Origin of the sequence: Rossellomorea sedimentorum, assembly GCF_046237645.1 — a bacterium.
Classification (GTDB): Bacteria; Bacillota; Bacilli; order Bacillales; family Bacillaceae_B; genus Rossellomorea; species Rossellomorea sedimentorum.
Map to the genome: position 1 here is coordinate 681,073 of NZ_CP143546.1, position 21,409 is coordinate 702,481.

Consider the following 21,409-nt stretch of genomic DNA (forward strand, 5'->3'; position numbering starts at 1 on the left):
AGCAGACCGGAATCCGGCCTGCTTTTTTAAAGGATTTTTGTATATATTGCTGCTATTTGGGTGAGATAATTAATCTTCGCTCCAGGTGCGCGACTCTTCGGGGCTAACTGGGCTTATGCGCTATTTTTATAATCCAAGGGAAATATATTTTACTTCAAGGTATTCTTCAATACCATGGTGTCCGCCTTCACGGCCCAGCCCGCTTTGCTTGAATCCGCCAAACGGTGCCTGCGGAGTGGAAGGCAGGCCATCGTTCAATCCGACAATTCCATATTGCAGTGCTTCACAAACGGTAATGCCTTTTGTGATATTTTCAGTGAAGACGTAGGCGGCCAATCCGTAGATAGAATCGTTGGCACGCTCAACGGCTTCCTCGATTGAGGAGAACGTCGAAATCGGAGCCAATGGTCCGAATGTTTCTTCTGTCATGCAGAGCATATCATCTTTTACATTGGATAAAACAGTCGGACCAAAGTACAATCCCTGGTCACTGTTTCCGCCATACTCCAACTTTGCACCAGCTTTCAAAGCATCTTCCACGTGATTCTTTACTTTTCGTACGGCTGCTTCATCGATGAGAGGGCCGATATCGACTCCTTCCTCCAACCCGTTTCCTACTTTTAGCCCTTTCACTTTTTCCACCAATTTTTCTGTAAAAGTCTTTTGAATGGATTCATGAACATAGATGCGGTTTGAGCAGACGCATGTCTGGCCTGCATTTCTGAATTTAGAAGCAATGACGCCGTCTACTGCTTTATCGATATCACAGTCATCCATTACGATGACCGGGGCGTGGCCGCCAAGCTCCAAGGAAATTTTTTTAACGGTATCAGCTGCTCCTCGCATCAGGAGCTTACCGACCTCTGTTGATCCTGTAAAGGTCAATTTCCGGACACGTGTATCTGAAAGCCAGGTTTCGCCGATCGCCTTGGCATCACCTGTCACGACATTGATGACGCCTTTTGGAATGCCGGCTTCCTCAGCAAGTTGAGCCATTTTCAATGCAGTGAGCGGTGTTTGTTCGGCAGGTTTGATGACAACTGTACATCCGGTTGCAAGGGCGGGAGCGACTTTCCGGGTAATCATCGCAGCCGGAAAATTCCATGGCGTGATGACAGCTACAACCCCTACTGGCTGTTTCTGGACAAACAAACGCTTATTTCTTTGCGTTGCCGGTATGGTCTCCCCGTATACCCGCTTGCCCTCTTCTGCATACCAGGAGATGAAACCATTCGCATAATTCATTTCTCCGACTGCTTCCTTTAAGGGTTTACCCTGTTCTCTTGTCATCGTTTTCGCTAACTCGTCTTTATTTTTTTCGATGAGATCGTGCCATTTAAATAGAAGTTCGCTTCTTTCATAAGCGGAATAACGGGACCACTCGACAAACGCCTCATGCGCAGCATCCACAGCTGCTTTTGCTTCCTTCTGTCCGCCGTTCGGTACAGAGGCAATCACCGTCTGGTCAGCTGGATTGGTGACTTCGATAGGCGACAGGCCGCTCCCGATTTCCTCTCCGTTAATTCGCATCAGGTATTTCTCCATCTAAAACCCTCCTGAAAAAAATTTTCACGATCATTATTTTTTAGTTTCAACCTCATTATAACAAGTAGCTAAACAGCGTTGACAGGATTAAGCTTCTAAGGTTTTTTAGGTTTTAACCAAGGGTGTCCGGGGTAAAAAGTTTTTTGAAAAAACCTCCGATTCCCAGAAATGCTGATTCCACCCTCTAATGTCAGGCCTCCATTTTGAAAGAAGCTCAAAAGATAAACAATAAAATAGAAATAATGCCTGGGTCTTTTGCTCATGATAAAGGAGAAACATGTTAAATTCTCCTTAAAAAGTTTATTTATTAATATTTTTCTATTACTCATCGGGTGTCCTGCAATAATAAACTTACTTTTTTATATCATTCGTTAAGAGAAATAACAGGAAAGGAATAAAGAATACATGACTAAAAACAAGACAAATTCATTACGAAAGCAAGTATCTCCCTTTGAAGGAGCGGAGACCTATAAAAGTGTCTTTCAGCTGGTAACAACTATAGCATTGTTCATTTTGGTATGGGCTCTCGCTTATTTAAGTCTTTCTGTTTCTTACATACTGACCTTGGTCCTTGGAATTGTCGGAGCGGGGTTACTGACAAGGATCTTCATTATTTTCCACGACTGCTGCCACTATTCTTTTTTCAAAAATAGGAAGGCCAATCAAATTATTGGTACACTTACCGGGATCATCACCCTTTTTCCGTATTATCAATGGCAGCATGAACATTCTGTTCACCACGCAACGAGCTCCAACCTGGATAAACGCGGAACCGGTGATATTTGGATGATGACGGTGGAAGAATATAAGAAGGCTTCTTTTTGGACAAGGATTTCCTACCGCCTATACCGAAACCCAATTGTGATGTTCGGATTGGGACCAATTTATGTTTTCTTGATTACAAACCGATTTAACCGTAAGGGCGCAAGGAGGAAGGAACGAATTAATACTTACATTACAAATATCGCTATAGCGGCCATAGTTGCAGTGCTTTGTTACACTGTAGGCTGGCAGGCATTCCTGTTGGTGCACGGGACGATTTTCTATATTGCCGGCATCATGGGCATATGGCTATTTTATGTTCAGCACACTTTTGAAGATTCCTATTTTGAAGAGAATAAAGAATGGGATTTTGTCCTCGCCGCGGTTGAAGGCAGTTCTTTCTACAAGCTGCCGAAAATCCTGCAATGGTTCACTGGAAATATCGGTTTTCACCATGTTCACCACCTTGCTCCAAGGGTCCCTAACTATAAGCTTGAAGAGGCCCACTTAAGCAACGAATCTCTTCAGCATGTTCCCACAATTACACTTGGCACAAGCTTAAGTTCACTAAAATTTAAATTGTGGGATGAGTCGAATAAGAAGTTTGTCCGTTTTAAAGATATAAAGTCTTTACCAAAAGTAGATAACATCACAGTGACAGATTGAATCATCGACAATCCAGCTTAACGGCTGGATTTTATTCGTTATGGGGAGTGGTATTGTGCAGATACAACCTAATTCTCAGGCGGACAAGTGCAGTTGTCTAATCGCCGATCAAAATACATGATGGAAAAATATAGACAAAAGGGATAAGATGAAAGAAGAAACTAGTAAAAATGAGGGTCTTCAATGTTTAAAAGATATTTGGCGTTTCAACGTAACAGCGGGGTTTCCCCGTATATATGGATTATTTTATACATCCTGCCGTTTTATTTTATATTTCAATCCTCATCCATGATCATTATCATTACGGGGACCATTTTGACAATCCTGTTTTTTGTGTTTTATCAAATTGCCTTTTTTTCAAAAGGGTGGCTTGTCTATTTATGGACGTTTATTCTCATCGGGATTTCGACCGCGTCGACATCACTGTTCAGCTATGTGTATTTTGCTTTCTTCCTGGCTCACTATATCGGGAATATCAAAGAGAGGAAAACCTTTTTGATTTTGTACTTTGCCCATCTTATTGCAACTACGATCTCCATCAATATCACCATTATTCAAGATGAGGCTTTTTTCATCAAACAGTTTCCGTTTGTCATCATCATTTGGATCAGCGTAATCTTGCTTCCTTTCAATATTCATAACCGCAACGAGCGCGGACAACTGGAAGAAAAGCTGGAAGATGCGAACAAAAGGATCTCTGAGCTGGGTAAGCTGGAGGAAAGGCAGCGGATTGCCCGCGACCTTCATGACACCCTTGGACAGAAATTATCTTTGATCGGCCTGAAAAGTGACCTTGCCAGAAAACTGATCAATAAGGATCCGGAACGGGCCAAAGGGGAGTTGAAAGATGTCCAGCAGACAGCCAGGACAGCCTTGAATGAGGTGCGGAAAATGGTTTCTTCCATGCGTGGTATCCGCCTTGAAGATGAATTGATAACCGTTTCGAAAATACTAAAAGCGGCTGAAATAGAGTTTTCGGGGATAAAAAAAGTAGAACTGAAAAACGTCTCGCTCCTGACAGAAAATATCCTGAGCATGTGCTTAAAAGAAGCGGTTACGAATATCGTTAAGCATAGTGGTGCGACCAGGTGTGAGTTAACGATCGACCAGACATGGAAGGAAATCACAATGGTGATAAAGGACAACGGAGCCTTCCGGGAAACGGCTGCGGATGAACGAAAAGGTCATGGACTTGTCGGAATGAGAGAAAGACTGGAATTCATCAATGGAGACATGAGGCTGGTGAAAAACGGGGGAACGACGCTCATCATTACTGTACCAAACGATGTCAAACAGACAGAACAGGGGGAATTGATATGATCAAAATCGTAATCGCAGAAGACCAGCAGATGCTGCTCGGAGCATTCGGTTCACTGCTGGATTTGGAAGATGACATGGAAGTAGTCGGCAAAGCATCGAATGGCGAGGAAGCCTTGCGTCTGGTTCATAAATTCCAGCCTGACGTCTGTATCATGGATATCGAAATGCCGGGCACAACCGGCCTGGATGCAGCTGAAGAGCTAAAAGGGACAGGCTGCAAGGTCATCATCCTGACAACGTTCGCACGGGCCGGATATTTCCAACGAGCGATTAGAGCGGGTGTCAACGGCTATTTGTTAAAAGACAGCCCGAGTGAAGACCTCGCCAACTCCATTAGGACGGTCATGTCAGGGAAGCGCGTGTATGCGCCCGAGTTGATCGAAGATGCTTATGGAGAAGGAAATCCCTTGACAGTCAGGGAGATAGAAGTCCTTGAACTGGTCGCGGACGGAAAAAACACAAAAGAAATCGCGGATGAGCTCAGGATCAAAACAGGGACCGTCCGTAACTACATCTCCACCATACTGGACAAACTGCAAGTGAAAAACCGCATCGAAGCCATCACCCAATCGAAAGAGAAGGGCTGGTTCAAATAAATATAGAATCGTGCCTCTTGCCTGTGCAAGGGGTTTTTTCATTGTTTAAAAGGCAAGTGTACTGATTAGCCCCGACAGGGAAATGTTCCAAATAAAAAAACCGACCTTCCCTTTTATTCACTTCCGGTTATTTGACCCCGAGGGGCTGGGTTACGTTCCAGTGGGTGCGTAACGTGGATAATACAGTTAAAAGTTATCCACAGAGGTATTTTTTTATTTCCTGCTAAGGAGAGCTGTGAATTCATCAATAATACTGCTGGGCAACGGGGAACGTATCAACGAGGATGGTGCAACTTACCTGCAAAGAATAGTAAACGGTCATTATCCAGGGGGTAAGTGGGTCTCATTAGCTTAAAAAAACAGGAAAATGGCAATGCCAGGGTTCTAAGTGAGTGTCGTGGGCCCGCAAAAGAGGGAAGCAGTCTGATATCACATCCGGGATAAATTGAGGCTCACATTCGTAACAACAGGGTAGAATTTCTCCGCCAAAGTAAAACCTGGTTCTATTCTGATAAAGGAGAATACGAATGGATTTCAAAGAATGGGGTATAAACCCAGTAAAGTGCATTTCTATGAAAAGTCAGGTGAATTAGAATGATGGAGAGGGTTTTTAGCGGGTTATCGGAAGTCGACCTGAAGTGGTTTCTTTTATTTCTGGCCTTTATCCTGATTGGGAATATAGTGTTGAAGAGGGCGGCTGTGTATATAGAAAACAGAAGTTCTGTATTGAATGAACAGTTTACAGAAACCGCCCGCGCTGTCTTGAACTGGCTCAGTTTTTATGGCGCGCTGCTACTGTTTCTCGTGTATTTCTGGGGGGAGGAGTGGCTTACGTACACTCTTTATTCTCAGGGAGGGGTGGACGTATCGGTATTCCTCATACTAGTGGCCTTCATGATTGTTTCACTGGCGCACAGGCTTGTGAAGATCTTTACCCAGTATGTTTTGAAGCCGGTATATGAGTATTACGAAATCAATGCAGGTCTTGGCTATACTTTTAACAGGATCATCTATTATACAGTCATGATATTGGCAGTGGTAATCAGTTTGACAACTGTGGGACTTGACCTTTCTGCGATTGCTGCTGTCCTAGGCGTTCTTGGGATCGGGATTGGTTTTGGGATGCGTAACATTGCAGGTAACTTTATATCCGGTGTCATCATCCTTTTCGAAAGGCCGATTGAAGTAGGAGAGGTCATCCAGGTCAATGGCAAAAATGGGCGGGTCGAAAAAATCCGGCTGCGGTCAACCATTATCCAGACGGCAAAAGAAGGTACGCTGATCGTTCCCAATCAGTATTTTATTGAGCAGATCATCCGCAATCGTTCCAGTGTCGCGGTGAGTGCTGAAGTGAGCATCAGTGTGAGATATGGGATGGATACAAAAGAGGTTGAGGATTTGCTTATGAGTGCCGTAGAAAAAATTAAGGAGGATGCAGAAGGAATACTGGACCATCCACCTCCTGATATCCGGTTTGTCGATATGAAAAGTCAGGCAATGGAATTTCAGGTGCTGATTCCTGTCACCAACTTTCAAATAAAAGAAAAAGTCGAAAGTGACCTTCGTCATGCCATTGCCAAGATATTCATTGAAAATGAGGTCGAGCTTGCATCGGCGGTGACCACATTGGAACCGAACGGTGGATAGGGGTAAGTCGGTGGGGGAGTGCCTCCTTAGGTTGGTCCCGATTTCAAAGAGTCGGCAGCCTTTAATAGTCGCTATGCCTGCACCGATTGATTCCTATAATACAATCGCCACCCTCAAAAATGGACAATGGCACCGTCGAATGACCTTGCCAAAGGAATCGGCAACCTCAAAAAGGGTCAATGCTACCGTCGAATGACCTCGCCAAAGGAATCGACATCCTCAAAAAGGGTCAATGGCACCGTCGAATGGTCTCGCCAAAGGAATCGGCACCCTCAAAAATGGACAATGGCACCGTCGTAAGGCCTCGCCACCTCCCCAGAAGTGACTATGCTGCAGGTTGATTTTAATACCGGCTCCCTGAATAGCTGCTTAACCTCTCAAGATTGAGCAGCCTTAAATCCTACAGTCTAAGTCTAAATCTCCCTCAAAGCTGCTTCCATGCTGTCAAATCCGGTGTGATCAACTGCATCGGGGTCATCTGATTCTATCGTCCATTTATGAGAAGAAGGTTTTAACCCTCCATCATGATCCTTTTTATACGGAAGGTGAACCATATATGCTTTCCCATCTTTTTTGATTGTATAGCCCAGAAAGTACTGATCTTTCTGCCCTTCTTCTTCAAAGACGCCGATCTCCTCCAAGCCGTACTCTTCCATCAGGGAAGGGAAAGATGTTTGAAGATCGTTGATTAACTGCTCTCTCGATATAAACGCCATCACATTGCCTCCTTTCCTCTAGTGTGTGTTCTTAATATGGATTGAACCTGTGTAAATAACCATCAGGAAGATTGGTAAGTCATGTTAACGGCTTCATAATCATGGATCAGCAGTAGAAGCCTCTGAAATAGGAAGCCCTAAGCAGAAAATATTACATTTCATGTAGAAATTGTTGTAAAATTGCAATCTTTCCTAGAGGGAAGTCTGATAAAATAAAGGTACTGAAGAAGTATATGATCACTTTTCATAAGTAATATACTTAGCGGAGGATTATCATGAAAACAGAAGAACACTACATACAAAAGACTTTTTATAAAACAATGGTCAAAGATCAGGGACATGATCATCCGATTGCCGTACTGGGGGAAGCATACCTTCAAGAACAATCAAAGGATATCCCGGCTTTATCCTATATCCGGTTTGCCCAGGGTGAGGTCTACTTCCATCATAAAGATTATGAAGCGGCCATTTTTAAATGGGAAAACATCGATAATGAATTAGCTGGATGGGCACAAAAAAATACAGCGGATGCTTTCTTTGAACTCGATCAGCTTTCAACTGCAGAAGAGGTCTATAAAGCTATTCATACCGACAGCGCCACTTTAAAAGCAGAGATCGCCCTGCAATTATTCTCACTCTATGTCAGACAGGGGGATCTAAACAGTGCTGATGCAGTGATCAAAAACGCGATATCCATGAATCCTGATTATCCTGAAATGACTGCCATTGCCCAAAGATTTTTTGAGGAAAACAAGGATTGGCACAGTGCAGTGGAGCTTGCCGTAAATGAAGCAATCAGGACAGAAGATTTGCACTGGTTTGAGACCCTGAAAGGATACATCACTGCAGGAGTTACGTCTGATATCACCCCTGGCTATTTCATGGCAGGACTCTTTACCCTTTCAACCATTGATAAATTATTGTTTGAACAAATTATCACATCCTTTTGGAACAGTTATAGGGATAGCGATATGTACGAGGAGTGGATTGAGAAGGTCAATCTGCTGATTCTTGATATTGACACCAAGCCTGGGGACAATTGGATGGAACTTTCCCCGCTCTATAAAGAAACATTTGAAATGCTGATCAGCAGCGGGCGTTTTGTTAAAGAACTACAGCCTCTTGTCCCAAGGCTGCTTATGGCGTGGGTTAAGATCACCGATGCCCGAAATGCGGTTTATGCAGCGTCTGCTCTGCTCTCCTGGGAAGAGATTTTTCCAAGGAGTGTTGATGGGTGGGCTGTGAGGAAGGCAAAGGACCTGATCAACAATGCTGAGGTGAAGTCAGGCGGGGCGGATCAGGCACTCACGCTGCTCGATGAAGTTCTTGAATGGACAAAACATCAGGATGTGAAGGTTGACAGCAGACATGAGTGGATTATCCGGGAATTAAAAAATACTGAGGTACATCGTCTGTTGGTCTCGGGGTCTTCCGAACAAGAAGTATTTTCTCTAATTGACCTCATGGCCGGCAGCAACATCCTGACCGAACTTCCATCGACACCTGTTGTATTAAAACATAACAGCCAAACTCAATATACAAGGATATCCGATAAGGGAATGCAATCTTTGGACATTCAAGAGGAGTTTCGGGAAGAGTCCATGCTGCTCCGCCAGCCGGGTACAGTATGGCTGCAGCAAGGACAGCCATCCCAGTTCCTCCAGGAAAATAAGGTAAACGTACTGCTTGCTTCCAATGTGACCGGTGACACCATTTTAAACATGGCTGACAGTATTCTTTATGTTATTGATGGAGAAGAACGCTTGACGGAGAATGTCTTCAAGGGGCTGGTAAAAGTCAAAGAGAAGAAACCGGACCTTAAAGTCAATGTCCTGTTGTCTGTGAATCAAGGGAAGAACCAGGAGAAGACAGTGGCCGAGACAAAATCCCTGTTAGCAAAGTATTTCCCTGATGCCCATGTTTTCCAGGCATCATCTGCGGAGGATTTATCAGCTATTGCACGTTTCCACTTCGGATCTCCAGCAATGGAAGACCGGACTGAAAAACTGCTTTATTATGTTAAAGATATTCTGAAAGATCTCCTTCGCCAAAGAGTGGACAGGGAAAATAATCTCATTGACTCCATCCAGTGGAATAAAGATATGGAGAAAAAATTGAATGGTGCCTACCTGCAGTTGAAGGACCTGGAAGCGGAGAAAGCATCCGCCATCAAGTCTGCTTTTGTAGAAAAAACAAGTCAGGTTCAAAACAGAATACTGGAAGAGCTTCCGGCTGTATTGAAAAACTGCGTTGATTTCATCAAAGAGGATAGTGATTTCAGGACACTGCATCTCTCACTCAATGAGGAAATGAACAAGAGAATTGAGGAATACTTAACCGAGAAGGCAATGCCTCAGCTGGAGCAAAATCTCGAGGAATGGATCGTGTTAGCAACCGAGGAACTTAAAACGGGCAGGCAATATCTTGAAGAAATGCGTGACAGTTTCAATGCTATGTATCGGGAGGAAAGGCTGGAGCTGCAATGTGACTTCAAAGTCTTAAGCGACTGGCGCCGTGATGCGGACAGACTGACAAGCAAGGTGATGAAGGACAAGCTTAACATACTCCTTCGCCGCAATCCTTCACAAGTGCTGTTGAAAAGTGTTGGAAAAATATTCGGAACGATCGGCCAAAATAAGCAGATGCTTCTGAACCAGTACACCAGGTTCATTGAAAATGAAACCTATGAAGATACAGCACAGGCTGTAGTGGAAAGATTCATGGCACAGTTTCAGTTGTTCCAGCAGTCCATCGAAAGAGATGTATCAATCTTCTTCCGCGGACCGCTCGCCGAACTGGAAACCACAGCTGAAGAAACGAATAACCTGATTGCGGACAACGAACTTGAACTGAGCGGCCTTAAAGCAAATCCTGAGGCGGTCAAAGATCCTTTGAAAATTTTCAACATCAGGCAGCGTCAGCTTGAACTCATCTACAGAACGAACAAACAACCAGATTTTGCTGATGCGAATGTATAAGGAAAAAACATGACCTAGCTGCGGTCATGTTTTTTCTCTTTATCTTTCTGTTTGTCTGTTTTAGTTGGATTGTCTTGAGCTAGAGCTTTTTTGAAAGAAGTAGAGCCGAGATTATTATTCGGTGCCGCTTGCTCATTCCAGTCAGTCAATTCTTTCACCTCCTGGTTTTTTGTCGTCCCGTCCGCAGGGTGGCGGGAATTTTCCTTATAGGACGATAAGTTTCCTATTGGGCAGTTTATAGTCCTTTAGGCGTAGGGATGTTTTATAGTTCGATGATCTTGTATTTTATAGGCTTATCATCCTTTAGAGCCGTTCTATAGTACGATAATTTGCATTCGGGCGTTTTATCGTCCTTTAGGGGCGTTGTATAGTACGATAATTTTGTATTTCAGCGTCTTATCGTCCTGTAGAGGCGTTTTATAGTACGATAATTTGCATTCGGGCATTTTATCGTCCTATACACCTCCTAGCACAATCCCGGAATTGCGCAATTATAAGAGAGACTGTAAGAAGAACACGCTATTCCCCTTTTATCAATGAACCAAGCTTTTTCATATCCTTATCTGTCTTCAAATGGACAGGGAATGAATTCTCCTGGCGGGCAAATTCTTGTTTCGTATCTATGGTGACTCCCATCTGCGCCCCTGTGCTGTCATTGAAGACCGGTTCGTTTTTACCGTCAAAATGAGGTGTTGTCTGCGAATGCTGATTTTGGTTTTCGTTCGGCATAATATCATCTCCTTTATGAGTAGGATTCGAAATTATGAGAGGATTATACTTCATAGAAGTGAGTGTCATGACACTACCATTCCTTTTTAAAAACTGTGAAAATTCAACGCTCGTTCAGCTGTTTCATGCGACCTGTCTGACCATTGGGAGCAGGTTTCCGCAAGTAAAGCTGACTTAAAAAACCGCTAAAAATCAGGAGATGACAACGAATGCCAAATAACATCACTATTGTAAAAGGACATGAAGTGAGAGGGGTTAACGTTGACCCGCAAACAAGATGCAGTCACTATCATGAGAAAATAGATATTATTGCAATTAAATTTAAATGCTGTAATACCTATTATCCTTGCCATCTATGCCACCAGGAAACAGTTGAACATCCGGCCGAAGTATGGGGAAAAGAATCCAGGAATGAAAAAGCAGTCCTTTGCGGATCGTGCGGCCACGAACTGACTATTGCTGAATACATGAACTGTGAATCAAGATGTCCTGCGTGTACCGCGTCTTTCAACCCAGGCTGTTCTTTACATTATGATTTGTATTTTGAAGTGTAAATCGAGATTGAGGCTGCGAATCGGCCTTGATCTTTTTTTTGTGTAGGAATCTATGTATGTGATTCACGCACTTGAAGCTATTTAAAAAATGTAAAAAAACTGTGATAGAATGAAGACAAAATAACGCCTTAATTTTTTGATAGAGAGGGGAAGGTCAAACCATGTATATGACTGTAAAAGAAATCGCTGAATACCTCTCACTCCCTGAGACGTATATCGAAGTGCTAATCAAACAGAAAAGAATCAAGGCCGTTCATGATGGTGAACAGTACCTGGTCAATAAAGATAACTTCCATCACTATCACGAGCAGATGGAGGCCTACAGGAAGCATTTTGAACAATGGCAGAATGAACCCATTCCTGAAGACCCGGATATTAAAGATGAGGATTGAAGTAGCCATCAAGATCTAGGTGAGCCCAGAAAGTCTTGAGGGGGTTTTTCAAGGAATCATAACACCAAAAAAAAGCGCAATTTTCAAGATAGGGTGCCTCATGAAGACTTCATAAGACCAAAAGAGCGCAAATTTCCAAGATAGGGTGTCTCATGAACGCCTCATAAGACCAAAAAAGCGTAATTATTGGGATTAGGGTGTCTCATAACCGCTTCATAAGCAAAAGAGCGCAATTTCCAGTATAGGGTGCCTCATGAAGACTTCATAGGTAAAAAATTATTCTTCAGACCAGCCAACATTTGTTGCAAAAACAACGGTCGAGTATGATAAAATACTGTCGTGTGTTATGATTTTACTAGTGAATTAGACTACATAAAAGAACGAAAAAAAGGAGAGTTATGATGGGAAAAGTTTTGATTTTTGGTCATAAGAACCCCGATACAGACACGATCTGCTCTGCATTGGTTTATGCGGATCTAAAGAAGCAGTTAGGTTTAAATGTTGAGCCTGTCCGCTTAGGAGAAGTTAATGGAGAAACACAATATGCGCTTGACCATTTTAAAGTGGAGGCACCTCGACTTGTTGAAAAAGTCGCGCAAGAAGCGAAGGAAGTAATCCTTGTGGACCACAACGAACGTCAGCAAAGTGCCGATGACATCGAGGAAGTTAAAGTCCTTGAAGTAATCGACCACCATAGAATTGCCAACTTTGAAACAAGCGATCCAGTTTACTACCGTGCTGAGCCGGTTGGCTGCACAGCGACCATCTTAAACAAAATCTACAAAGAAAAAGGCTTGAACATCAGCAAAGAAATGGCAGGATTAATGTTGTCTGCAATTATTTCTGATTCCCTGCTGTTCAAATCTCCTACATGTACAGATGAAGATGTACAGGCGGCGCGTGAGCTTGCGGAACTAGCGGGCGTGGAAGCTGAAGAGTACGGTCTTGAAATGCTGAAAGCTGGAGCGAGTTTAGGCGATAAAACAGCAGCTGATCTGATTTCACTTGATGCAAAGGAATTCCAGATGGGAAGCTATAAAGTAGAAGTTGCCCAAGTGAATGCAGTGGATACAGATGAAGTCCTTCAGCGTCAAAATGAACTTGAAGAGGCCATCTCCAAAACAGTTTCAGAAAAAGGATTGGATCTGTTCCTATTTGTGACAACCGACATCCTGAACAGCGATTCTGTTGCATTGGCACTAGGCGACAAAGCTGAGGCAGTTGAAAAAGCTTATGATGTAAAACTTGATAACAATACAGCAGTATTGAAAGGCGTTGTTTCCCGAAAGAAACAAATCGTGCCGGTACTGACAGAAACATTGAAGAATATGTAATGGAAAAGATAAGTCAGCAGCCTGAGGTTGCTGACTTTTTTTGTGCGGGGAGAGTTAGATGATGCAGCGAGGGACAACAAAAGGCGAGAAAGAGAAAATGATGTACGTCGCTAAGCGAGCGAGGGACATCAAAAGAAGAGAAAAAGAAAATGATGCAGGCCGCTAAGGAAGCGAGGGACATCAAAAAGAAGAAAACAAAAACTGATGCGCATACGAATTGAACGCGCCACTACAAACTAAAAAGCGAAGCCTTCTCAGGATTCGCTTTAGTTATTTTCTTGATGCAGTGGAAGGGCAATTCGGACGACTGTCCCTTTTTCAGGCATACTCTCATATTCAATTTTGCCATGCAATTCGCGAATGATTTTATTGGTGACCATACTGCCGAGCCCGGTTCCTTTTGTTTTTGTTGTGTAGAATGGGAGGCCGATTTTGCTGAGCTGTTCTGATGTCATGCCGATACCATTATCGGAAATACGGACTTCTACAGAACCTGGCAGCTTTCCGGGAGAAATATCAATTTCCACTGTGCCTCGCTTATCTTCGGTGGATTCAATTCCGTTCTTAATGACATTCATAATCGCCTGCTTTAAATGCTGCTCATCTCCCTGAATGTAGTAGTCTTGGTCTGCATTAAAAATAATCGAGGTATTGGAATAAGCAGCATAAGGCCTCAGCAAATCTACAGATGATTGAAGCACTTTGGTCAGGTTGACAACTGTTACTTGAAACTGTTCCGGCTTTGTGATACTTAGATAGTCTGTGATGATTTTATTGGTCCGGTCTAATTCGTCCAGGATTAGCGGAGAAAACCTCTTCAGCTGCTCATCTTTTGTATCTTCACTCAGGTGCTGGATAAAGCCCTTGACAGTGGAAAGTGGATTGCGGATTTCATGGGCAATCGACGCAGCCATCTGTCCGACCATGTTCAATTTGTCAAGATAAACCATTTCTTCAATTTGTTTATTTGTTTTCATGAGCCTCTCAATAATCAAGACCAAGGAGACAAATGTAAGATAGAATGTACCGAAATAAATAATATAAAAAGTAAGATCAAGCATTCTAACGGTAAAAAGGATGATCGTTATGTAAATGGCTGAATAGACTGTCATTATTAACAAACTGACAAGAAACTTATGCTTTGTTTTATGTAGCATCTTTTGGAATAAGAGGCCAACAGCAAACGCAAGGATGGAAACAATAATGCCGATGATCATGTACGGACCGCCTATCAGATAACGGAAAATGCATACTATCAAAAGGACAAGGCTGCCTGATATGACCCCGGCATAAATAGTGACAATCATGATGGCGATCATTCGAAGATCAAAGTGTGTTTCACCCAGTGTTTCAATAGGATAAAACATGCAGAACAGTGCTCCCAGGGAACCAACTAATCCATAGTTTATTTTTTCTTTCAAATTTTGCTCAGGCAGATATTTATAAGGAAAAAAAATATTTGCATTAAAGGTGAATGAGAACAAAATAGTTATATTGATTAATAGAGTTTTAATTAATATAAGCAAGGACGATCCTCCAGCTGTTATGGTCTAAGTTTGGGAATTGGAAAATATGTATAATCCCTGCCTTTTAGCATATCAAGCATTGCGCATTTGAACAATCTTTTTTGTTAATATATTCTATCTTTGAGGACAAAAAAAACACCCGGATTCTGTAATCCAGGCGTCACTCTTATTTCAAGTTTTCGATATCGTCCCTCACGTGAGGCTTATGTTCATTGAGTACTCCGATTTTTTCTATATGGTGCTTGGTTTCCGCATCCCCAAGCTTATAAATCATGGCGTAAATTTTCTGCATGGACCTGTCATATTGTGCGTCTTCAGGGTCATCATGATACTGCCTGAATGGAATATGTGAACGGATGAAAGTCGATACATCATCATCGTAATTGTCATCGAAACATTTTTGAAGCTCCGTTCTTTCCTCGGGTGTCGCTAAAATGTGCAGTCCAGCACTCTCTTCAAAAGAAGGCTCCTCTAATATATCTCCGCTTCTCATATCTACGTAATAAGATTTTTTTTCTTCCATCTCTAATGCCTCCTCAGATTTATTTTAAAAAATGATTAATCTCAGGTAATGTATAGGGTTGACCCCATATTGTGTTATTACCTTTTTTAGAGTGAGAGTAAACAGTTTTTGCAATTGATGATAGGAATACCTATTGAACATGGAACGAGTAGTAGTAAAGAAAGGACTGAAACTGAATGGGATATGTAGAAGAATTGAGGGAGCTGGTCGGAAAACAGCCGTTGATACTGGTCGGTTCCGTCGTTGTGATTTTAGATGATAGAGAAAGGATGCTGCTTCAGCAGAGAAGATACCCGGAAGGAGCATGGGGTCTGCCGGGCGGTTTAATGGAGCTTGGTGAGTCCACAGAAGATGTGGCACGCAGGGAAGTTTATGAAGAAACTGGGCTGGAAATCGGAAAGCTTGATTTGATCAATGTATACTCTGGAAAAGAGTATTTTATTGTGGCGGCAAATGGCGACCCGTTTTACGTCGTAACCACCGCATACAGTACAAGAGATGTAAAGGGTATCCTGAAGGTAGATGAAATGGAATCAATACAATGTCAATATTTTTACAGGGAGGAACTGCCGGAATATATCGTGAAAAGTCATCGTGAAGTAATTGATGAGTTTTTCAGTAAATCCTTTTTTGACTCTAACGATAATTGATTGTTGCCAATGAAGCAGGTGTGAACTAAAAACGCTGCTCCCAATAAAACAAGAGAGCAGGTGCCCTAGGACGGACGCCTGCTCTATTTTTACACTTCATAAATTTTGAGATTTGCATAAATGATGCTTAGTGTCGGAGCATCAAGGTTATGATTGGCTGCTTCATGGAGCAAGAACCCATACAAGTGGTCTGCTTCAATCGCTAATTCTTTTTCCATATCACGTTGAAGAGAGGACTTCATGTCATACCCCATGCTGTTTAGCTTTTCCAATTGCTTCCCTTCAATATCATCTGCTAATGGAGCGCTCAATTCTCTCATGATGGCAGCCGTTTCCCCTAATGTTTTCTTGATGGTCACTAAACCGGACTCATTATCTCTGATAGGCCCGATCGGTGAACGGAACAGGGAGGTGACGCCGGAAAGAGTCGTAATGAAAAGGTACTTATGCCACATATCCTGATTAATATTTTCAGAGAGGGTGAAGTTGGCTTTTGTTCCCGTAAAAGTATCCTGCAGCTTCATGATCCGGTCCGTTTTTTCACCCGTCACTTCACCAAACACCACATCATGAATTGGGCTCGACTGAATGACACGGCCTTCTGAATCCAGTGTCGACTCCACGAAGCACAGACCGCCAATCACATTATGCTCACTGAACCTATCAACTAGCATTCCCATATGAGAGATGCCGTTTAATAGTGGAAGAATCATCGTATTTTCCCCGACGTATGGCTCAATGCTTTCTATTGCGCTCTCCAAATGGTACGCCTTGACGGAAAGGATAATCATATCAAAGGGAGCAGAGATTTCCCCCGATACAAGTGTTTTTGGTTTTAACTCAATATCTCCATGCACACTATGAATAGACAGCCCTGTCTGTTCAAGCTGTTTTCTGCGGCCCTCCCGCACAAGGAAAGTCACATCCTCTCCCTTTTCGGCAAGCCTTCCACCAAAGTAACCGCCGACCGCTCCGGCTCCTACTACTAATATTTTCATTATTTTTTCCTCCTAATAATAGTTTTAAATTTTCATTGGTATGCTGTGCACAAAAGGAATTCCCCTCACTAATCAAGACCATCATTAATCCAAACAAAAAACCCGGAAAACAGCTTCCGGGCTTTTCGGGGTTAAAGGACTATGATGGCAAGCAGGGAACCCAAACCTGCGGTCACCAATGTGATTTTTAATGATAAAGGAAGCGTGTCGCTCCCTTTATCATTGATTCTTTCTTCTTCTTCGTTCACCGTTTTCCGGTAGTTAGGACTGCAGCAGCCCATTAGGCAACCTTTTTCCAGTTGGAGACATCCTCTTCAAGAGGGATGTTGTTTTCTCTGGCCTTCTTAGCTGCCACGAAGAATGTAGCTATCAGGATGGCAGAGATCACTGCTGCTCCGATATAAGAAGTGTTTAAAGCCAATCCAAACCCGATTGGTGCATTAAGGATATACGTTGTTGTCGCCATTAACATAAACATGCCAGGTACCAATGGAATCCAGAAGTTCTTTTTCGCCACATATAAGTACATAGCGCCGACGAACAATGCGATTACCGCAGTTGATTGGTTTGCCCAGGAGAAGTAACGCCATAGCAGCGTGAAATCAATTTTTGTAAGAGCAAAAGAGATTGCGAATAATGGAAGTGCAATCCATAGACGGCTTGTCACTTTCTTTTGTGAGAAGTTGAAATAGTCCGCGATGATCATACGGGCACTTCTGAAAGCAGTATCACCGGAAGTGATAGGCAGGATGATAACGCCCAGTACAGCCAACGTTCCACCAATAGCACCAAGCATCAAGGTTGAAGCTTCACTTACAATTGCAGCTGGTCCGCCGTTTGCAAGCAGTTCGCTAAGTCCTACAGATCCACCGAACAAGCTCATTGCAGCAGCTGCCCAGATCATAGCGATGATACCTTCAGCAATCATCATGCCGTAGAAAATTTTGCGTCCGCTTTTCTCGTTTTGAGTTGTGCGGGAGATGATCGGTGTTTGTGTTGCATGGAAACCTGATAAAGCTCCACAAGAAATCGTCAAGAACAATAATGGGAAAATTGGTGCATTGTCAGGGTGAAAATTAGATAGTGACAGTTCAGGGATTGGTGCGCCGGTGAATACCAGCATACCGCCGACTCCAAGGGCACTGATCAATAGCAGGGCACCGAAGATCGGATAGAAGCGCCCAATGATTTTATCAATCGGAAGCAAAGTAGCCAGAATGTAATAAACAAAGATGGCTCCAAGGATCAATCCCATAGTGGCCCAGCCATTCATGAGGTTATTAAGCAACCCGGCAGGAGCCGTTACGAACACAGTACCTACTAATAATAAAAGTAAAACAGCAAATGCATTTACAACATGTTTCATGAATTTTCCAAGGAACTTACCAGCCAGCTCAGGAAGGTGAGCTCCGCGGTTACGAATGGAAATCATTCCAGTCAAATAATCATGGACAGCACCTGCGAAGATACATCCAAGGACAATCCAGATGAAAGCGACAGGGCCATAAAGCGCTCCCATGATCGGTCCGAAGATAGGTCCGACACCTGCAATGTTCAAGAGTTGAATCAATGAGTTTTTAGGTGTGTTCATAGGAAGGTAATCGACGTTATCCTGATGGGTGAAAGCAGGAGTAGTTCTGCCTTCATTGACACCGAATACTTTTTCAACAAACTTGCCGTACGTAAAATAACCAATGATCAAAAGTGCAATACCAGCTAAAAATGTATACATGGTAATCCTCCTTAAGGGCAAAATGAATGCGTTTACATAGATTATAAGAGTAATTGTGGCAAAATGGTGAAATTTTAGTATAAGATGTAGAAAGAAAGGACTATGATGTAAAAATAAGGGGTTAAGATGCGCGGATTTTTGAAAGGGGTTTCACAATAAAAAGGACGCTTGGAGGGCGTCCTTGAATGATCACAATTCCAGCTGCTGGCGAAGGGCCTTAACATAGTTTCTGCTGACAGACAGCTTCTCATTGTGTCCCTGTATCTCCAGCTGATAGGCACCATTGAACCAAGGGGTCAATTTTGTGACATAGTCCAAATTGACAAGGTAGCTTTTATGAATACGGAAAAAAGAATAAGAACCCAGTCTGCTTTCAAGATCTTTAAGTGGGGTTTTTACTTCATATTCTCCGTTCTTTGTAATGATTTTTGAGACTTTTTCTTCACGATACATATAGAGTATTTCGGTCGGGGCAAGATACATGATTTCTCCTTCACCCTCCACCGCAAGTTTGCCAGGCTGCCTTGAACTCTCAGAGTCTGAAGGAGGAGGTGAAAGCAAAAGCTTTTTAATCCTCGCCGCAGTTTGAGACAATTGTTCCTCATCATAGGGTTTTAATAAGTAATCAACAGCTTCATACCGGAATGCTTCTGCAGCAAACTGAGGATAAGCCGTAGCAAACACGATCAGCGGAGGCTTTCTGAGTTCCAATAGGGATTTAGCCGCTTCCATTCCGTTCATCTTTGGCATTTCTACATCCAGAAACACAACGTCCGGGCTTTGCTGGATGCACTGCAAGATCGCGCTTTCGCCCGAGTCGGCTTCTCCCGCCACCTGTATGAAGGAATAATCGCTGAGCAAATGCTTCAATTCGTCACGGCTGTAGCGTTCATCATCGACAACCAGTACTTTTATCATTTTTTCCATTGAGATGCCTCCATTTCAGGTATGCAGAAGGAGATCTTTGTTCCTTCGCCATATTTGCTCTTGATTCTTAAGGCTGCTTTCATTCCGAACATCATAGTCAGCCTGCGATTGATATTATAAAGTGCGAAGCCGGTTCCTGTTTCAGATTCCAGGCTGTTCTCGCCTAGAAGCGCTAACCGTTCTTCCGGGATGCCCTGTCCATTGTCCTCTACTGTAATATCCACTCCTGGTTTGGACTTTTTAATCGTGATCTTAACCAGGCAGTTTTCATTCTTATCTTTTATGCCGTGTTTAATGGCATTTTCCACGATCGGCTGAAGGGTGAGGGGTGGAATCATTTGTGTCAGGGATTCTTCCTCGATTTCATACTCGACCTTCAGCTTATCCACAAAGCGTGCCTCCTCAATAGCGAGATAAGCTTTTACATGTTTCAGCTCCTGCTCCAGTGAGGTGATTTCAGCCGTTGTCCCGGTTAAATTCTGCCTTAAAAAATTTGAAAGAGAAATCAGCAGCTTGCGGGCTTGTGCTGGATCAATGCGAATCAGCGATCCAATCACGTTCATGGAATTAAACAAAAAGTGCGGGCTGATCTGCGCCTGCAGCGCCTTGATTTCTGCCTCTTTCGCATATTGCAGTGCCCGGTCAGCTTCAGCAATTTCAAGCTGGTTGCTGAGCAGGACGCTTAAACCGGAAATCAATTCCAATATGACATTCGATATTTCTTTTTCAGAGGCAAAATAAAATTTCAGGGTGCCGATCGTCTCGCCTCCCTGCTTTAATGGCGCGATAACTGCCGCGCCAAGAGGGCAGTCCTGCTTCACGCAGTGTATGGTTTCATCATTTGCGACCACCAGTTTTCCATGCTGGATAACATCTTTTGTAATATGTGTCTGGAGAGGACTGCCTGCGCGGTGATGGTCATCTGCCAGTCCTGTATGAGCAAGAATGCTCGTCTTGTTCGTCATAGCAACGGCTGAAGGCTTGATTTCCTTAAAAAGAATTTCACAAACCGCCTTTGCAGAATCACCGTTCATCCCTTTTCGGAGGTAAGCGAGTGTCTGATCGGCAATCCTAAGGGTTTTCTGAGCTTGAAGAGCACCGGCTTTCTCTTCTTCATTCACAACGTTTTTTATGATTAACAGAAAGAGAGCACAGCCCACCCCGTTTGCAAGAATCATCGGTATACCGATCATCTCGACGAGGGTCAGGGCTTTTTCAAAGGGTTTTGCGACCAGGAGGATGATCCCCATCTGTATGGTCTCTGCCAAGGCGCCGATCAGGAAAGCCACCGGAAGCTTAACGTGCTTATTGCGCTGATGAAATTTGCCTGAAACCATCCCGGCTGCAATTGCCGCAATTCCACACGCAATATCTGTGAATCCTCCAAGCGTGAAACGGTGGATTCCGGCAATAAGCCCGGCTCCGATACCAACCCTGTAGCCTCCGAGAAGTCCGGCAAGAACCACTCCGATCACCCTTGAATTGGCGATGGCTTCATCTGAATTTAAACTTATGGCCCATCTGTCGAAATGTAAGGTATCTGTATTAAAAGCAAGCCCAGAATACGTACCGATAATGCCGAAAAAACCGAAGAAAAGGATCGCGACCACTTCCTGCCGGCCCCGTAATTTGTCTTGATAAATCATACTCTGGAAAAAGCGGAACCTCGTTAAGACAAAGGCAATGGTGACGATCATACCAAGCCTCTCCAGCATGGTGAAGAGAAGATCAAGCATGGTGAAGACTCCTTTAAACCGGCTTCTATAACAAACCGGAATTTTTACTCACCATTATACCAAAAACCGAAGTAGCCG

Annotated in this window: 20 protein-coding genes; 9 read left to right on the plus strand and 11 right to left on the minus strand. The window is 43.3% G+C overall.

Annotated features, from left to right (window positions below; translation table 11 throughout):
* Positions 1-126: 126 nt before the first annotated feature.
* A complete protein-coding gene (locus tag V1502_RS03350; RefSeq protein ID WP_409252979.1) occupies positions 127-1,545 on the minus strand; it encodes an NAD-dependent succinate-semialdehyde dehydrogenase in 1,419 nt (472 codons plus the stop codon).
* A gap of 405 nt (positions 1,546-1,950) precedes the next feature.
* Here V1502_RS03350 and V1502_RS03355 point away from each other — a divergent pair, with 405 nt between their 5' ends.
* The 4 genes from V1502_RS03355 (at position 1,951) to V1502_RS03370 (ending at position 6,536) form a co-directional block, all read left to right on the plus strand.
* Positions 1,951-2,973 carry a fatty acid desaturase gene (locus V1502_RS03355; RefSeq protein WP_409252980.1) on the plus strand — a complete coding sequence of 341 codons (1,023 nt, stop codon included), beginning with the start codon at positions 1,951-1,953 and terminating at the stop codon, positions 2,971-2,973.
* Positions 2,974-3,156: 183 nt separating this feature from the next.
* Entirely contained in the window at positions 3,157-4,293 is a 1,137-nt protein-coding gene (locus V1502_RS03360) for a sensor histidine kinase (RefSeq protein WP_409252981.1), read from the plus strand.
* Positions 4,290-4,889 carry a response regulator transcription factor gene (locus V1502_RS03365; protein ID WP_409252982.1) on the plus strand — a complete coding sequence of 200 codons (600 nt, stop codon included), beginning with the start codon at positions 4,290-4,292 and terminating at the stop codon, positions 4,887-4,889. Before V1502_RS03360 ends, V1502_RS03365 begins: the two co-directional genes overlap by 4 nt.
* A gap of 597 nt (positions 4,890-5,486) precedes the next feature.
* Entirely contained in the window at positions 5,487-6,536 is a 1,050-nt protein-coding gene (locus V1502_RS03370) for a mechanosensitive ion channel family protein (protein ID WP_409252983.1), read from the plus strand.
* Positions 6,537-6,949: 413 nt separating this feature from the next.
* Here V1502_RS03370 and V1502_RS03375 read toward each other — a convergent pair whose 3' ends face one another.
* On the minus strand, positions 6,950-7,252 hold the full coding sequence (locus tag V1502_RS03375; RefSeq protein ID WP_409252984.1) for a DUF5634 family protein: 303 nt from the start codon (positions 7,250-7,252) through the stop codon (positions 6,950-6,952).
* A 275-nt stretch (positions 7,253-7,527) separates the two neighbouring features.
* Here V1502_RS03375 and V1502_RS03380 point away from each other — a divergent pair, with 275 nt between their 5' ends.
* A complete protein-coding gene (locus V1502_RS03380; RefSeq protein WP_409252985.1) occupies positions 7,528-10,230 on the plus strand; it encodes a tetratricopeptide repeat protein in 2,703 nt (900 codons plus the stop codon).
* Between the two features lie 14 nt (positions 10,231-10,244).
* On the opposite strand, the gene V1502_RS03385 is transcribed toward V1502_RS03380, so the two are convergent.
* Both V1502_RS03385 and V1502_RS03390 read right to left on the minus strand, forming a co-directional pair.
* A complete protein-coding gene (locus V1502_RS03385; protein WP_409252986.1) occupies positions 10,245-10,379 on the minus strand; it encodes a hypothetical protein in 135 nt (44 codons plus the stop codon).
* A 370-nt stretch (positions 10,380-10,749) separates the two neighbouring features.
* The gene (locus V1502_RS03390; protein ID WP_409252987.1) at positions 10,750-10,959 is read right to left on the minus strand and encodes a hypothetical protein; all 210 of its coding nucleotides are present in this window, start codon (positions 10,957-10,959) and stop codon (positions 10,750-10,752) included.
* Between the two features lie 209 nt (positions 10,960-11,168).
* On the opposite strand from V1502_RS03390, the gene V1502_RS03395 reads away from it, so the two are divergent.
* The 3 genes from V1502_RS03395 (at position 11,169) to V1502_RS03405 (ending at position 13,239) form a co-directional block, all read left to right on the plus strand.
* Positions 11,169-11,513: a CHY zinc finger protein gene (locus V1502_RS03395; protein ID WP_409252988.1), complete on the plus strand. Its 345-nt coding sequence runs from the start codon at positions 11,169-11,171 to the stop codon at positions 11,511-11,513.
* Between the two features lie 161 nt (positions 11,514-11,674).
* A complete protein-coding gene (locus V1502_RS03400; RefSeq protein WP_409252989.1) occupies positions 11,675-11,905 on the plus strand; it encodes an excisionase family DNA-binding protein in 231 nt (76 codons plus the stop codon).
* 401 nt (positions 11,906-12,306) lie between these two features.
* Positions 12,307-13,239: a manganese-dependent inorganic pyrophosphatase gene (locus tag V1502_RS03405; protein ID WP_409252990.1), complete on the plus strand. Its 933-nt coding sequence runs from the start codon at positions 12,307-12,309 to the stop codon at positions 13,237-13,239.
* Between the two features lie 266 nt (positions 13,240-13,505).
* On the opposite strand, the gene V1502_RS03410 is transcribed toward V1502_RS03405, so the two are convergent.
* Entirely contained in the window at positions 13,506-14,765 is a 1,260-nt protein-coding gene (locus V1502_RS03410) for an ATP-binding protein (RefSeq protein WP_409252991.1), read from the minus strand.
* Between the two features lie 166 nt (positions 14,766-14,931).
* Positions 14,932-15,288 carry a hydrolase gene (locus V1502_RS03415; protein WP_409252992.1) on the minus strand — a complete coding sequence of 119 codons (357 nt, stop codon included), beginning with the start codon at positions 15,286-15,288 and terminating at the stop codon, positions 14,932-14,934.
* Between the two features lie 176 nt (positions 15,289-15,464).
* On the opposite strand from V1502_RS03415, the gene V1502_RS03420 reads away from it, so the two are divergent.
* A complete protein-coding gene (locus V1502_RS03420; RefSeq protein WP_409252993.1) occupies positions 15,465-15,938 on the plus strand; it encodes an NUDIX hydrolase in 474 nt (157 codons plus the stop codon).
* An 89-nt stretch (positions 15,939-16,027) separates the two neighbouring features.
* Here V1502_RS03420 and V1502_RS03425 read toward each other — a convergent pair whose 3' ends face one another.
* The 5 genes from V1502_RS03425 to V1502_RS03445 all read right to left on the minus strand — a co-directional run bounded on the left by V1502_RS03425 (position 16,028) and on the right by V1502_RS03445 (position 21,331).
* Entirely contained in the window at positions 16,028-16,936 is a 909-nt protein-coding gene (locus V1502_RS03425; RefSeq protein WP_409252994.1) for a ketopantoate reductase family protein, read from the minus strand.
* A 131-nt stretch (positions 16,937-17,067) separates the two neighbouring features.
* Positions 17,068-17,217, minus strand: a complete 150-nt coding sequence (locus V1502_RS03430; RefSeq protein ID WP_409252995.1) for a hypothetical protein — start codon at positions 17,215-17,217, stop codon at positions 17,068-17,070.
* Positions 17,217-18,668, minus strand: a complete 1,452-nt coding sequence (locus V1502_RS03435) for a carbon starvation protein A (RefSeq protein WP_409252996.1) — start codon at positions 18,666-18,668, stop codon at positions 17,217-17,219. The genes V1502_RS03430 and V1502_RS03435 overlap by 1 nt, the downstream gene beginning before the upstream one ends.
* Before the next feature lie 189 nt (positions 18,669-18,857).
* Positions 18,858-19,595, minus strand: coding sequence for a LytR/AlgR family response regulator transcription factor (locus tag V1502_RS03440; protein WP_409252997.1), 738 nt, complete (start codon positions 19,593-19,595; stop codon positions 18,858-18,860).
* Complete coding sequence (locus V1502_RS03445; RefSeq protein ID WP_409252998.1) at positions 19,583-21,331, minus strand: LytS/YhcK type 5TM receptor domain-containing protein; 1,749 nt, start codon at positions 21,329-21,331, stop codon at positions 19,583-19,585. Before V1502_RS03445 ends, V1502_RS03440 begins: the two co-directional genes overlap by 13 nt.
* Positions 21,332-21,409 lie beyond the last annotated feature (78 nt).